Source organism: Streptomyces sp. 1222.5 (genome assembly GCF_900105245.1).
Taxonomy (GTDB): domain Bacteria; phylum Actinomycetota; class Actinomycetes; order Streptomycetales; family Streptomycetaceae; genus Streptomyces; species Streptomyces albidocamelliae.
Map to the genome: position 1 here is coordinate 239,667 of NZ_FNSZ01000001.1, position 14,374 is coordinate 254,040.

7 protein-coding genes and 7 pseudogenes are annotated in these 14,374 nt (G+C 67.3%); 7 read left to right on the forward strand and 7 right to left on the reverse strand.

Features of this window, described 5'->3' with window-relative positions:
• Positions 1-187: 187 nt before the first annotated feature.
• The gene (locus BLW57_RS01205) at positions 188-1,405 is read left to right on the forward strand and encodes a PP2C family protein-serine/threonine phosphatase (protein ID WP_093471492.1); all 1,218 of its coding nucleotides are present in this window, start codon (positions 188-190) and stop codon (positions 1,403-1,405) included.
• Between the two features lie 604 nt (positions 1,406-2,009).
• Here the strand turns inward: BLW57_RS01205 and BLW57_RS01210 are convergent.
• Both BLW57_RS01210 and BLW57_RS01215 read right to left on the reverse strand, forming a co-directional pair.
• Complete coding sequence (locus BLW57_RS01210) at positions 2,010-2,213, reverse strand: cold-shock protein (protein ID WP_093471494.1); 204 nt, start codon at positions 2,211-2,213, stop codon at positions 2,010-2,012.
• A 204-nt stretch (positions 2,214-2,417) separates the two neighbouring features.
• Positions 2,418-2,754: pseudogene (locus tag BLW57_RS01215) on the reverse strand (MerR family transcriptional regulator).
• A gap of 869 nt (positions 2,755-3,623) precedes the next feature.
• On the opposite strand from BLW57_RS01215, the pseudogene BLW57_RS41995 reads away from it, so the two are divergent.
• Positions 3,624-4,024 (forward strand): annotated as a pseudogene (locus BLW57_RS41995) (transposase); the annotation flags it as partial.
• A gap of 290 nt (positions 4,025-4,314) precedes the next feature.
• Positions 4,315-4,650, forward strand: a pseudogene (locus BLW57_RS01225) (thioredoxin family protein); the annotation flags it as partial.
• A 132-nt stretch (positions 4,651-4,782) separates the two neighbouring features.
• Here BLW57_RS01225 and BLW57_RS41135 read toward each other — a convergent pair.
• The gene (locus tag BLW57_RS41135; protein ID WP_176985395.1) at positions 4,783-5,808 is read right to left on the reverse strand and encodes a hypothetical protein; all 1,026 of its coding nucleotides are present in this window, start codon (positions 5,806-5,808) and stop codon (positions 4,783-4,785) included.
• Between the two features lie 1,482 nt (positions 5,809-7,290).
• On the opposite strand from BLW57_RS41135, the gene BLW57_RS40805 reads away from it, so the two are divergent.
• The gene (locus BLW57_RS40805) at positions 7,291-8,049 is read left to right on the forward strand and encodes a calcium-binding protein (RefSeq protein WP_143051561.1); all 759 of its coding nucleotides are present in this window, start codon (positions 7,291-7,293) and stop codon (positions 8,047-8,049) included.
• A 25-nt stretch (positions 8,050-8,074) separates the two neighbouring features.
• The gene (locus BLW57_RS42950) at positions 8,075-8,341 is read left to right on the forward strand and encodes an XdhC family protein (RefSeq protein WP_093471495.1); all 267 of its coding nucleotides are present in this window, start codon (positions 8,075-8,077) and stop codon (positions 8,339-8,341) included.
• Here BLW57_RS42950 and BLW57_RS01240 read toward each other — a convergent pair.
• Positions 8,307-8,531, reverse strand: a pseudogene (locus BLW57_RS01240) (molybdopterin-binding protein); the annotation flags it as partial. The gene BLW57_RS42950 and the pseudogene BLW57_RS01240 sit on opposite strands and share 35 nt — an antisense overlap.
• A gap of 471 nt (positions 8,532-9,002) precedes the next feature.
• Here BLW57_RS01240 and BLW57_RS42000 point away from each other — a divergent pair.
• Positions 9,003-9,245, forward strand: a pseudogene (locus BLW57_RS42000) (SOS response-associated peptidase family protein); the annotation flags it as partial.
• 147 nt (positions 9,246-9,392) lie between these two features.
• On the opposite strand, the pseudogene BLW57_RS42955 reads toward BLW57_RS42000, so the two are convergent.
• Both BLW57_RS42955 and BLW57_RS01255 read right to left on the reverse strand, forming a co-directional pair.
• Positions 9,393-12,029, reverse strand: a pseudogene (locus BLW57_RS42955) (NACHT and WD repeat domain-containing protein); the annotation flags it as partial.
• Positions 12,026-12,442 (reverse strand): hypothetical protein, encoded by a 417-nt coding sequence (locus BLW57_RS01255; protein ID WP_093471498.1) that lies wholly within the window; start codon positions 12,440-12,442, stop codon positions 12,026-12,028. The gene BLW57_RS01255 and the pseudogene BLW57_RS42955, both read right to left, overlap by 4 nt.
• Before the next feature lie 666 nt (positions 12,443-13,108).
• Between BLW57_RS01255 and BLW57_RS40370 the strand changes: the two are divergent.
• Positions 13,109-13,276 (forward strand): annotated as a pseudogene (locus BLW57_RS40370) (phosphoglucosamine mutase); the annotation flags it as partial.
• A gap of 16 nt (positions 13,277-13,292) precedes the next feature.
• Here BLW57_RS40370 and BLW57_RS01270 read toward each other — a convergent pair.
• Positions 13,293-14,228 carry a DUF389 domain-containing protein gene (locus BLW57_RS01270; RefSeq protein ID WP_093471501.1) on the reverse strand — a complete coding sequence of 312 codons (936 nt, stop codon included), beginning with the start codon at positions 14,226-14,228 and terminating at the stop codon, positions 13,293-13,295.
• Positions 14,229-14,374: the final 146 nt, after the last annotated feature.

Consider the following 14,374-nt stretch of genomic DNA (forward strand, 5'->3'; position numbering starts at 1 on the left):
TGAAGACACAGCCCCTCACGGAGTCCCCGCCTACGTCACCGGCTCTGCCCCTGGCTATGGGTGATCGTTGGGCTTCCCCGCCGAGCACGAGGCCCACTCCCCCGCCCGGCACTGCGCATCCCATGGCGTGCAGCCGAAAAAGGTGCCGTTAGCTAGCTTTCGCGCGTTTCATTCCTATTCTGCGTCCATGACTATCGACTACGCGGCAGTCTTCCAAGCGCTGCCCGGTGCGGTCGCTCTGCTCACCCCCGACCTGGTCTTCGCCGACGCCAACCTGGCATTCCTGCGGCAGGCCGGACGCAGCCGCGACCAGGTGGTGGGCCACTACCTCTTCGACGTCTTCCCCGACCACCCGGACGAGCCGCCAGCCTCCGGCGCCCGCAACCTGGAAGCGAGCCTGCGCCGCGTGCTGGCCAACCGCGAGATCGACACCATGGACCTGCAGCGCTACGACGTGGAATCCAGTCAGCGGCCGGGACTGTGGGAGGAGCGCTACTGGAGCCCGGTCAACGCGCCGGTCTTCGCGCCCGACGGCCACATCGCCCTGGTGATCCACCGTGTCGAGGAGGTCACCGGACTCCTGCGCGCCACCAGCCGGCCGGACGGCTCACGCCAGCTCGAGGCCGAGCTCTTCAGCCGAATGCGGCAGCTGCACGAAGTCAACGAACGCCTGCGCCGCGCCCACGCCCGCGAGCGTGAGGTCGCCCTCGCCCTGCAGCGCGCCATGCTCCCCGTCCCGGTCCCGATCGCCCACCACCAAGTCGCTGTGCGCTACCGGCCCGCAGTCGACTCCCTCAACGTCTGCGGCGACTGGTATGACCTCGTCGAACTCCCCGACGGCGACAAGATCGCCGTCGCCGTCGGAGACGTCGTCGGCCATGGCCTGAACGCCGCCGGCGTCATGGGCCAGCTCCGCAGCGCCCTGTCCGCCACCTCCCGGGTCGCCACAGGACCGGCCCAAGCCCTGGAGGTCCTCGGCCGCTACGCGCAATCGTTGACCGGCGCCGAGTCCACCACCGCGGTGACCGTCTTCATCGACTTCAACCACCACCTCATCACCTACTCCAGCGCCGGCCACCCTCCCCCGGTCCTCCTCCGCGGCGACGGCACCGTGGCCCTCCTGGACCAGGCCACCGACCCGCCGCTGGACGCCGCATTCGAACCGAGCCCCCGACCGGAAGCCACCACCGCCTTCACCGGCGGCGACACCCTCCTGCTTTACACCGACGGCCTCATCGAACGCCGCCACCAGGACATCGACACCGGACTCAGCCAGCTCACCGCTTCGCTGGCCCGCCACAGAGAACTCACCCACCCCGAAGCACTCGCCGACGCGGTGATCAACGACCTGATCCCCGCCGACGGCGTCACAGACGACACCGCCCTCGTCGTCGTCAGCCTGTAACGCGACCCAGTCCACACTGCCCGTCTCCACCCCTGCCGAGAATGCAGGGGTCACTGCCGCTGCGTGAGCGCGCCCAGACACGGAATGCGGTCTCCACGGACGCGGCCCGGCGGCCGGGCGCATCGGCGCTGGGCGCGGTCACCGGGCCCCCTGCCAGTGTCGGTTACGGCCCCGTGAACCGCCGGAAGCACACCGGCACATCAGGCAGGTGGCTCGGGACCAACGCTCGGGTCACGAGCCACCAGCCTGCCCTGCCGCACCCCTGGCTGATCCCTTCGCCAGAGGGCCGACGGCGTGGGCGGCCTTCCGCACCTAAGCCCCCTCGCGCGTGGGCACTGCTACGCCAAGCCTCTGCGTTGCCCCGACCGCCCGACACCTCAGGCCGGATGGTCCCACTCAATCCAGGCAGGCATGCATCGACACCCGTCCGCACGTCCACCGCCCGGAGGACTCCCCGACATGACCTCGCCCGGCAACCCCTCACCACCCAGGCAGCAAGCACCCCATCGCGCCGGACAGCGACGCGTACCTGGCGCGAACGGCAGAGGAAGTCACCCAGCTCCGCCATACCGTCGCCTCCCACGCGCGGGCGGAGTACGGAAGGTCAGGCCAGGTTGATGTTCTCGGCCTGGGGGCCCTTCTGGCCCTGGGTGACGTCGAACGTCACGCTCTGGCCCTCCTGGAGCTCCCGGAAGCCCGAGGAGTTGATCGCCGAGTAGTGGGCGAAAACGTCCGGACCGCCGCCGTCCTGAGCGATGAAGCCAAAGCCCTTCTCCGCGTTGAACCACTTCACAGTTCCCGTAGCCATGTCTCATGCCTTCCAGTCGATGGACGCCTCCCACAACGTGCGGAAGGCGGAGGTGATCGCCCTGGTTCCTGCGGCACAGCACAGCAAAACGCCCACGCCTACGGCGTGGGCAAAGGGAAATTCCGAACCACGACAGCTGACGCAGACGGTACACGCCCGCACATGCAGTCACCACAGGAAACGCGGCGGCCTGCGCGCCCCGGGTCAAGTCACGGCCGTTGGATGCGCCGATTCGGCGGCGCGGCGGTGTTCGGCGTCGATGCGCTGGGACTCCTCGAGTTGGTCTTCGAGGATGATGATGCGGCAGGCGGCCTCGATAGGGGGTGCCCTGGTCGACGAGTTCGTGGGCGCGGGCGGCGATGCGCAGCTGGTAACGGGAGTAGCGGCGGTGTCCGCCGCCCGAGCGCAGCGGGGTGATCAGGCGGGCTTCGCCGATCGCGCGTGAGGAAGCCCTGGTGCCGAGCATCTCGGCGGCCCGGCCCATCGTGTAGGCGGGGTAATCGTCGTCATCGAGACGGCCGAACGAGGCGTCTGCTGTCACCGCACCTCTCTGTGGAACGCGCGGAGGGGCCCGGGAGCATGTGGCTCCCGGGCCCCGAAGGAACTGCTACACCATCTGCCGGCCCTAGTACTGCGCCGGCCTTCTGTGTCCGCCCACCCGGCCTGAACTTCGCCGGGGGTGCGGGGATCGCGGATGCGTGACCGGAGACCACCTCACTATCGATGTCCTGCGGTACCCGGGCTCCGTATTGCTCGCCCGGGCGATCCTGATGGCGCTTGGCTCCTCCGTTCTTTCCTCTGGATCACTCACTTACCAAACGGGAACTGCGTACTGCTGATACTGCGAACTGCTTGTACTGCCGGTGTTGCGTCCTGCTGGTGGCCTCTCACAGCGCCACTTCGACAGCCGGCCCCGTCGCCCATCCTGCATCTGCTCTGGCTTAGAACTCCACTGCCGAACCTCCCGGTGCGCGCGCCCGCAGCAAGACGCCTTCACCGAGGTACCGCTCACTGACTTCACTGCTGGGTACTGCCATACGGGTACTGCCACTGCGGTACTGCTCACGGCGGCCCCTGATCACCGCGGGCCACCCGGTCCGGTCACCAGTCCCGTCGCCGTCCTGCAACCAACCTGGCTTCGAAACTCCGTCACCGCACCGTCCTGATCACTGCAACTGCTGGTACTGCGGTCCAGCCGCCCGGCAGTTCGTCTCTGCCGGGCCCTTCGATCTCTTCGGGCTACGAGAGAAACCATAACCACACCACAGCCCAATGTCTACTACGGCCAATACAGATTTCCTCGCGTTCGGCGATGAGGTAATCGGCCTCAACCAGCGACGCCGAAGCGCAGGGCGGCCTTCGCCGGGGTGCCCGCCACAGGCAGGAGGCACAAGAAGGCCGCTCTGACCGTGGTGGTCGGGCACCGCCGCCATCACGACGGACCTCGACCGCTGCTGACAGTCCTTCCCGCGACGCTCCGACACCGAGCACATGTTTCGCCTGTTCAAGCAGACGCTCGGATGGACCAAGCCGCGGCTCCGCAACCCGGAGGCGGCAGACCGGTGGACGTGGCTCGTGATCGCCGCCTGCACCAGCTCCGGCTCACCCGCCCACTGGCCGCCGATCTACGGCGCCCCTGGGAGAGGCCGCCCGAACCGAACAGACTGACATCCGCCCGCGTCCGACGAGGGTTCCGGAACCTGCGAGCGAGGACCGGCTCTCCAGCCGGTGCGCCAAAACCGTCCCACCCCGGGCCTGGCCGACCGCGTGGCTCGAAGAGCCGCCGTCTGGCCACCCGTCATGGCGTGGGCGGAGTCCCCCTTGCCGTGCCTCAAGACCGCTGGCTGGGAGTGTGGGGCCGCGCGTCCGTCCATCGGCGGCGTCTACTGGTGGGCTCTCGTATTCAGCTGTCGCCGGATCCCCACCCGCTTCTAGCCTGCGGTGCCCGAGGTGCTGGCTGCCGGCGTAGGGGTTCTGGGATCGGGGTGAAGATGAGAAGGCTGGGGTTGAAGGGCCTGCGTAAGGGCAAGGAATGCACCAATGCACCCACACGGTATGTCTATGGGCGGTAACGATGTCTATGGGTGGTAACGGCAGTGACGGCCCCCTCGTGTTCGACGCCGACGAGACGGGGTTTGAGCACGATGTGCTGCAGCGCTCTGCCGAGGTGCCGGTCGTTGTCGAGTTCTGGGCCGACTGGTGCGAGCCTTGTAAGTCGCTCGGACCTCGGCTGGAGCGGTTGGCAGCCGAATACGCGGGCAAGTTCGTGCTCGCGAGGTTCGATGTCGAGGCGAATCAGTTGCTGTTCCAGCAGTTCGGCGTGCAGTCGATTCCGGCCGTCTTCGCGGTCGTCTCCGGACAGGCGCTCCCTCTGTTCCAGGGCGCAGCACCGGAGCCGCAGATCCGCCAGGTGCTGGACGAGCTGATCGCGATGGCCGGCTGATGGCTGCCCCGTAGTTCCTCGACGCCCGACCAGACGTGGCGGACATGCCTGAACTTCCCTCGGATACCCGTAAGGCATGTACGAAATCGGCTACGTCCCTGACTTGCCTGTCACCTCCCAGACGCCCTAGATAATCCCCGCCGCGGCCGGGACCGGCACCGCTGGGACCTCATCCGGTACGGCCCGCAGCTCCTCTCCCGTGGCCGGGAACGCCATCACAGATGGTGTCCCGCCACCTGAACCACCGCGTGCTGCTGCCCGATCCTGCTCCGTGCGCGGGGACATGGTGGTGATCCCGTAGACGTACTGGGTGTCTCCGTCGTAGGTGGCCTTGTAATGCGTGCGGGCACGGAAGTGATAGGTCTTGCCGCTGTCCAGAGTCGGTGTCCAGGTGCCGGCGGTGCCGCTGCTCGTCCACGCTGACGGCCGATAGGTTGTCGGGGTCGTGCTGCTGCCGGCGTACAGCTCAAACTCCGGTCGCACGACAGCCTGCGAGCCGTCCGCCGAGGTGGGAGTGGCCGTGAACCGTGGAGTCTGGTCCCTGATGTACGGCGGGGAGGTTGCGGCAGAGCAGGACGTGCTCGGATCGGCGATCTTCACGTAGGACGGTGCGGTGTTCGGAACGCCGACGTACGTGATCGACAGCTTCGGTTTCCGCTCGGCCGTGATGGGGTCGTCCTTGGGCGACATGAACTGCTTCCACGCGTACGGGTCATCCTCGTCCGCGCGCAGTCCCAGCGTGGTGGTGGTGTCCTTGGCCTTGGCTGTGTAGGCCACGGCAGCGGTGGCGTCGAACTCTACGGAACCGTCCGGACAGCTGCCGGAGAAGCCCTTGGCCGCGGACACGGTGTCCACCCGGGCCTTCCATGACGGCGGACTGGACCACGTCCTGCCGGAGCTGATCGAAGACGTCCGCCACAGCTCGATGTCCTTCTTCGTACAGTTGGCCGACCACATCTCGTAGGCCGCGAAGTCGGCGTGCAGGATCTTCTTCCCGGCCACGGCCCGGGTGTCGAACTGGAAGAGCGAGCGGGCCTTCTTGTTGTCCACATACGCGTCGTAACCCACACCCAGCGCATGACTGGTGTTCCAGAACGACGTACCGGGCATGTTGGACCACAGAGACGTGTAGCCGACCAGCTTGACGGACACGGTCGGCGGATCGATGACCACCGGGTACGAAGTGTCCGGATCGATGAGGAACTGCTGCGGTCAGCCGGTCGGTTGTCAGCGTCGTGTCCGCAACGGCCGTGCGGGAGTCAGGCTCCGGGGTGACTGCCTCGACCGGATCGGCGGTTTCTCCGGCCGCCTCGGCGTCATCGTTCGAGTCGGCCGAACCCATCATGGTGCTGAGGCCGGTGTCTACACTGGAGGGGCCGGAGTCCCACATCAGCGGCGAGCCGCTGATGAAGGTCGGCCGTCCACCGCCATCGACCAGAGCGGTCACGCCTCCGTGCGTGCGGACCTTCAGATCTTTGGTGGTGACCGGGTAGCGGATGGTGCCCAGCGAGGCTGCAGCCTGCGGAGTGTGCACCACAAGGTTTTGGGTGAAGCCGTCCGGCAGCACCTGCACCACGAGGTCCACATCCGGCCGCGGTACACGGCGTGGGAGCCGTCCAGAACCGGCTCAGGGAGCGGCCACGGCGAGAACACCTCGTAAGCGTGGCCGTCCCGCTCGAACCGCACCAGCGGCTCCTCGCTGCCGCCACCGGACAGAGTCACATCGTGCGCGGCCTTCGGCGCGAGAGTGCCGTTGGCCTGCTGAACGAGGGTGGTGTCGACCGGCGTCCACTTTCCGTCCTTGCGGACACGTTCCACCGCGGGGCGGACTCCGCGGTGAAGGTGCCGTCCGGATTCGCGAAGACCTGGTTGGTCTCCGTGGTGAGGCCCTGCACCGCAACCCGCTGCCGCGTCTCCGCGGCCTTGCGGGATGCCTTCAGCTCCGCCGACTCGGCCGGAAGCCCGTCGTCTTCCCAGAATGCGCGGCCCTTCGCCTCATCGTTCGCCGGCATCGTGGATGCCCCACCGACACTCGTATCGGCACCGCCGTCCCCGTCAGCCGCACCCGCCGCTGGAGATCCGCCCAGCACACCGACTACGACAGCCGCCGACAGGATGGCTCCAACTGTTCCTGAGACGGGCCGGCGCCATCGGCGCCGATACTGTCCCACTCCCATACCTCAACCCCAACTACCAGCAGAAAACCACAAGTCGCGGCAGATTAAAGATCAAGTAAGGAAGCGATCAAGAGTCGGAAACCCGCCCAGCCAGGGGGTTGCCGCAACGAACCACCCACTAAGTCAACTGTGAAGAAAATCGCACGACTTACTCACACTTTGGTCGACTTCCGCACAGCAAACGCAAAGTCAGCACGTCCCTCCCTGACGTTCCCACAGGCATTTTCCGCCTTGATCGTGCCGCGTGCCGCCCGAGTGGCACGACTCCGGCCTACGCCGGTTGTCGCCATGGTGTCGCGACGGTGCAAACGAGCGAACTCACCAGCACCCGTCCTCACAAGCTCGAGAGAGGCTTCGCCGAAAACTTGGGCTGGCTGCGGGGCGGCTAGCATCACCCCGCTGCTACGGACACCCCTGGTCACACAGCTCAGGGGCCGGCCTTCCACCTGGGGGTTTCATGGGCAAGCGTGCCGCCGCAACGGCCGTCGCCACACTCACGATCACATGCCTTTGCACTTCGACGGCTTCGGCGGACGCCCATCGGGGTGACACACAGGTCCTCTCCGCCACCATCAACGGCGGCAAGGCTGTCTTGATCGGGACTGCCGCGCAGACGTCCTTCACGGCAACCGTCACCGCCAGCGACCCCCAAGGCATCGACTACATCGACCCGCTCCTTTATAGGGGGCCCATCGCCGCGCCCACTGGCTACCTCGCCGCAGCACAGGGACCCGAATGCGCCTCGTCCAAAGACGGGACCACACGATGCACCTGGCGCTTCGTCATGAGTCAATCGTGGCTCCAGAACGCCGATGCCGGAACCTGGCGGCTTCACGTCAACGCGACAGCACAGGACGGCGACTACCACTGGAAGGACGCCGCGGCATCCGTCGACGTCCAGCGCGCCTCACACCTGACGGCCAACCCCTCACCTGAGCCCGTAACCGAGGGAAAGTCCATCACCATCACCGGCGCACTCAGCCGCGTCAACTGGACCGACTCCAAGTACCACGGGTACGCCAACCAGCGCGTACGCCTGCAGTTCCGCACACCCAGCGGCACCTACAGCACCATCAAAACCGTAACGTCGAGCTCCACAGGACACCTTAAAGCCACCGCCACCGCCAGCCGAGACGGATACTGGCGCTACAGCTACGCAGGCAGCAGCACCACCGCTCCCATCACCGCACCAGGCGACTTTGTCAACGTACGGTAACTAGGGCTGACTTCAGCGGCGATGCCTGGCGCGGCCGGCCTCCGCTACCCGGCCCGCGTATGTCGGCGCGCTGGGCTCAAAGCGTGCACATGCCCGCTGCGCCCCAATCCTCACCAATGCTGGTCTCAACCAGACCCGCATTGGCCGCATCCACGGCCCGCTCGGCCTCGACTTGGGTGCACGCCGCACTCGACAGGCGCGAGGCCCGGGTTCTGCGAGGGGACGGGGCCGATCAACAGCTGACAGCAGGCCAGGAGTCATGCGGTCGCGAGGGACACCTCGGTTGACTTGATCAAGGCCACGACCGGCGAGCCGGCCGCCAGGCACAGCTCGGTGACCGCGTACTTGGTGATCGCCGCGGTGAGCTATCCCCCATCGATCGAGACCTTGACCGTGGCCATCGCACCGCTCGTGGCGACGTCGCTGACGGTGCCGGGCAGCTAATTGCGGGTGGACAGGGCTTCCACGCGGCCGGTGGCGAGCCCACCTCGGTGAACTTCGCAACTCTCACCTTGCTAGGCGGCGCGTCACAGGTTGTAGCGTCGTCCTCGTCCCCGGCACGGGCGAGGCTAGGGGAAGGACAGACGGCGACAGGGCGGCGGCAACGTCGCGCGCGTGCCAGCCCTCAGGCTGCCGGCGCCGCGGTCCAGCCGAGTTCCGGGCCCGGCGGCGTCTGATCGCACGGCTGGCACACCCAGCTGGCCAACTCCGGGGCGAGGAGGCCAACAGTGGCCCGAACGACGGCCCGTGGGTGAGCCTTGGCACTCCTGTGTCCTGTCGTTCGGCACAGTTGCGGATTATGATCAACAGCAAGGCGGGGTCGTAGCACAGAGGTAGTGCGCCGCGACATCATCTCGGAGGACGTCGGTTCGAATCCGGCCGCCCCGCCCCTCTCAGGGTGATGGCTGCTGACTGCATCCGTCGTCGCCCCGCCCAACGACGTCTGGGCGGTCCTGGAGCACACTCCGCCAGGCGAGGGCCCTGCGGTAGCCTCGCGGGAGCTGCGGCCGCTGCGCTGGGGTCTCGTGCCGACCTGGGCGAAGGAGGCGAAGATCGGCGCGCGGATGATCAACGCCCGGGTGGAGACCGTGCACGAGAAGCCGGCCTTCCGCCGCGCGTTCCTCAAGCGCCGCTGCCTGCTCCCCGCGGACGGCTTCTACGAATGGCAGCCGAGCACGGACCCGGCCACCGGCAAGGCACGCAAACAGCCGTACTTCATCCACCCCGAAGACGAGCAGGTGTGGGTTGTGCCCGGGCAACGGCGGGGTGTGCGGAGCGGGGGCGTTGATGTCCGCGACGTTCCATATCTGCACGACGGCGTCAGCGCCCACGCTGGCCAGTACGGTGCCATCTTTGTTGAAAGCGATTCCCTCTACAGAGTCTGCATGCCCGGTCAGGTACTTGGGGCGCGCTTGCGGGCGGCCGGGGTTGCTGACGTCCCACAACCGGACATCCTGGTCCGCTGTGACCAGTGTCTTGCTGTCGGGGCTGAACGCCAGCGACACGGCTCCATTCTTGTGCTCGTCATACGGCTTGTCGTACGGCTGTACAAGCGGTTTACCGACAGCACGTGGAGATTGCCGGTCGGCTACCTTCCACAACCTAATATTCTCCAACGACGTCTCGGTGGCCAACGTGTTGCCATCAGGGCTGAAGACCACTTCACCGACGGGTTTTGCGTCGGGAGAAGGACTCGACAGCGTCCGAGGGTCCTTCAGTTGCGTGATGTCCCACACCCACAGTCCGTCGGGGCTGCCGGCGGCAAGAGTGCGGCCCGAAGGGCTGAAAGCCACGGAGTCTGCGTCCGGATCCTGCCCGCTGCCGTGCAGATACGCACGCAGAGGGCTGCCGACCAGGGTGGGGTGCTGGGGGTCGGCCACATCCCACAGGCGCACAAGGCCATCGTTGCTCGCGGTGGCGAGCATCCGACCGTCCGCGCTGAAGCGGACCTCACGTACCTCCCCGGACCCGATACGAAGGGGCTTCAGCTGTCGAGCACCTGAAGAGGCGGCGAGATCCCACAGCCGTACCGTTCCCTCCGAGCAGGTACAGGCGAGCAGGTTTCCGCGAGGCGAGAAGTCCACCGCGTTGACCCGGTCCGACGGACCGTACAGCTTGATGGCCTGCGGGCTGCTCGCGTCTGTGATCAGTCGACTGGTGAGATCGGTGTTGTCGTCACTCACACGGCGGCGATATGCCGCTAGATCGAACTGCGCGGCCAAAGAAGGCTGTGTAGGACGCATCCGGTCGCCTTCAACCATGAGTCGCTGGAATATGGCCGCGTCCCGCTCGGTCCGGGCCTGGGAGCGCTGATGGAATGCGACGACGGCAGCAGCGGAGGCGATCAACGCCAAGGCGGACAGCAGGGCGATCATCGCGCGCCGCACATGCGTGGCGCGCTGTTTTTGCCGTATCGCCGAGCGGAGGAAGGCGCCTGCCCCAGGGCTGATCTGCTCGTGGTCGGCAGTCGCCCACCATGTGCGCGCCTGATCCAGCTTCGCCCCCCGGTACAGCAGCCCAGCATCGCACTGTTCGCGCTTCCAGGCGGCGGCGTCCTCTTCAAGGTCCTGCCGAATGAGCAGACCGGCACGGTCGGTCTCGATCCATGCGCGGAGGCGGGGCCACGCACGCAGCAGCACCTCATGCGTGATCTCGACACCGTCCTGTCCTCGGGTGAGCAGGCGCCCCTCCGTGAATGCGTCGATGACAGCAGCGGCATGGTCGACGCCGTCGGTCAGCTCCATGTGGGGGATACGGCGGCGGGTGTCCTCCACGCCGTCACCGATTTTGATCAGGCGGAGGAACACAAGACGTACGGCGGCCTGCGCTTCCGCGTCCAGTGCGGCGAATAGTTGTTCGGCCGTGTTGGCCAAGGCACGCGGGATGCCGCCAGTTGAGCGGTAGCCGTCCACGGTGAGTACGTGGCCATGCCGGGCCTGCCAGGTCATCCGTAGGGCATGCGCCAGCAGTGGCAGCCGCCCCACCTCGTAACCGCCGACTCCGTCCGGAGGGTAGGCATCGGCACGCACGGTGGTGGCCACGGGCTGGTCGAGGTCCCGGAGCAGGACCTCGACCAACCCCGGTTCGACCTCGAGGCCGGCGGCCGAGGCCGGGAACAGGATCGCCTCCCGTACACCTTCCCGCGACAGCGGTCCGAGGAGGACCTGGCCCTCCTGTAAGGCCGACCTCAGCTGTGGGAAGTCGGCACAAGGCGTATAGAAGTCCGACCGGAGCCCGAAGACGATCAGCGCAGCCGGGGCCTCGCCGTGCGAGCCGCAGGCAGCCAGCGCGGAAAGCACATCGAGGAAGGAGTGCTGTTCCGGGGCGCTCTTGCACAGCGTGAACAACTCCTCGAACTGGTCGACTACGACGACCAGCCGCTGTCCAGCCGCTCCCTCGGAAGCGGCGCTGTCTTCGCGTGACCGCAGCGTCTCACGCACCATTGCCGCACACGCCGCCGCCTCTTCCCGAACGGCCTCACGAAGGCGCTGCGCACTGATGCCAAGTGCAGTCGCCAACTGCGCCGTCAACGTATCTAATGGCGTGCTCGTAGGCGTGAAGGATAAGCGCGGCCAGTCAGCGGAGCCGGCCAGTCTTCCCTCCGCTATGCCCGCCAGCAGCCCCGCATGCAGCAGAGAGGACTTTCCCGCCCCGGACGGCGCGACCACGGCCAACGGTCCGCCCCCATGCAGTCGCTCATCGAGGCGGGACAGCAACTGTGCGGTGAGTTCAGCCCGCCCGAAGAACCAGCGGGACTGCCCGGTGTCGAACGGCGCAAGCCCCGGATACGGGCACTGTGCCTGAGGGCTGCTTGCCTGCGACTGCCGACGCCGGTGAACGCCGTCCTCGTAGTGGAGATGCAGGTCCCGCTCTGCAATGTTCTGGTCCCGCCCGGCCTGAAATACACGCGCCTGGTCTGATGCTGCGGCCCGCAGTCGGGCCTGTGGCTCGTCCTCGGCGGAGTCGCCCGCGTGCGTCATCGTTCGGTGATGCTTTGGTCGCGCCCGGCTTGGTAGACCCGGCCGTGACCGGAGGCGGTTGCTTTCATCACCTGCGAGCTCACCGCCTGCTGCTCCTGCGCTGGCAGGACGGGAGCGAGGTGGTCGTCCAGGAGCACCCGGAGCTGGTCGGCAAGGCCCGGATCGGCGCGCAGCAGCAGCTGCAGCCGCATCTGCCAGTCGGTCACCAGATCCTGCTCGCGGTTCTCGTCGTTCTCCCGACGCGCCTCAACTACATGGGCGTGTGCGTCGGTGAGTTCCCTGTGAACGGACTCGGCCTGGTCGGGTCGAACCAAACGCCACCACTCGACCACATGAGTACGGGCCTGCTGCCACGCATCCGTGGCCATCGCCCCCACCAGAGCCGTACCAGCTGCCATCACGATCGGATCCATGGTGCCCCCTAGCCGTGTCCGACTTCATCACCGTACGAGGGAGCCGCCTGATGCGCAGCCCTTGAACTCGGTTTGTCCGCCGCGATATCTGAGTGGATCGGGTGAGCCAACACTCGACCGAACGCGACCGTTGGGAAACGCAGTTCGGCCACCGACCCGCGATTCACAGAACAAGGGCGGCGTCGGCCAGACGTGGACGATCACCCCCGTGGAAGCCTGCCCCCCGAAGCGCACAGCATCGTGGGGCCTGCCATCCTCACCGGCCTCTTCGGGCCCATCGCCGCATACTTCGACAGCTGACCACTGGCCCCGGCCCACGCTCTGCAGGACGGCACTGCGGTCTTGTCCTGCAGACACAGCAGCCAGCCAAGATCATTCGTAGGTCCCATGGCGCAGCAGGGCTTCTCGGTGCATCAGCCGGTTGCCGGCCACGCCGGTACGGCTCTCGATGCTCACGAGTCCAGGAGGACCAATCCCCAACAGCCCTTGGCTTGGGGCACTCACTTGCGCTGTGGCCTTCCTCGCGGGAGTTGTAGCAGACAACTTGATCGAGACAGTCCTTGGCCGTGTGCCCCTGCTGGTTGCACACATAGCAGCGAGCGTTTCCGGACCACCGTAGGGCTGTCGCTCGCCTACCAGGCGTCCCCGCACTCCGACGCCGACCTCGCCGCCGTCAGCGAGGCGGAGCGGGAGCTGGGCGAGACCGGGCGGGCGCTGCTGCGGCCGTCGGGCACCGAGCCGCTGGTGCGGGTCATGGTCGAGGCCGCCGACATCGAGCAGGCCCGGTCGGTGGCCGGGCGGCTCGCCGATGCCGTGAAGTCGGCCCTCGGCTAGTGCGGTCCCCGCGCGCCTAGTCCGCGTTCACTTGACGCTGCTGTTTCCAGAAGTGCTTCTGGGCCAGCAGCGTCAGTGTTCCCGCGACGACGATGCCCAGCAGGTTCAGCAGGAGCTGGTAGGTCGAGCCCAGGGTCTGGCTCGTGTCGCCGTAGGCCAGGGCCACGGCAGCGTTGGCGGCGGCCGGTACCGTCGTCACCGAGATGGCCACGCCGACCAGCGCGCCCGACTTCGCCGAGGTCAGGGAGAGGGTGCCGGCGATGCCGGCCAGCACTGCCACGATGAACGAGAAGGCGTCGGGGGCGTATACGAAGGCGGTGTTGGGCCTCGCGCCCTCCAGGCCGGACTTGTGGAACAGTCCGGCGGCATCCATGAACAGGCTGAAGCCGACCGTCAGTGCCATGGCCACCGCGAAGCCCACCAGCAAGGCGATCACGGAGCGCCAGGCCAGCCGGGGATGACGCTGGACCAGCGCCGTGCAGATGCCCGCCAGCGGACCGAACTCCGGCCCCACCGCCATCGCGCCCACGATGAGGACGGCGTTGTCCAGCACCACACCGCAGGCCGCGATCATCGTGGCCAGGGTGATGAACGCGACGTAGGTCACTGACAACGTCGACTCCTCGTGGGTCGCGTCCGTCAGGCCCTCCCACAGCACCGCGTCCGCGCCCTCACCCGGGGCATCCGCCTCGGCCTTGTCCGCGCGACGGGACAGCGAGAGGTCGACGTTCTCCACGGCGATCGACCCGGTCCTGTCAAGCTCCAGCTCGCGCAAAGAGGTGAGGAGTCCGTCGCCCGCCTCTCGCGCAACATCGCACAGCACGAGGTCTCCGGCGGGATTGCGGGCGGCTCCCGGCAGGACCACGAGGTGGGCGGTGCCGACCGTGTTCTCGATCTTCCGCACCACCTCGTCCGTCTTCTCGGCCGGGGTGATCAGGCGCAGATGCAGCATGACGCCTTTCTAACAGGTAGCCAGGTACACGTCACAGCTTGCGCAGCCGGCCGCTACCGGCTCGAGGTCGGCATCTCCGATGAGCTACCCCCGCGGGCGCCGGGACGGCAAGGTCGTCGAGGCGGCCCTGAAGGCTGAGGGGGAGC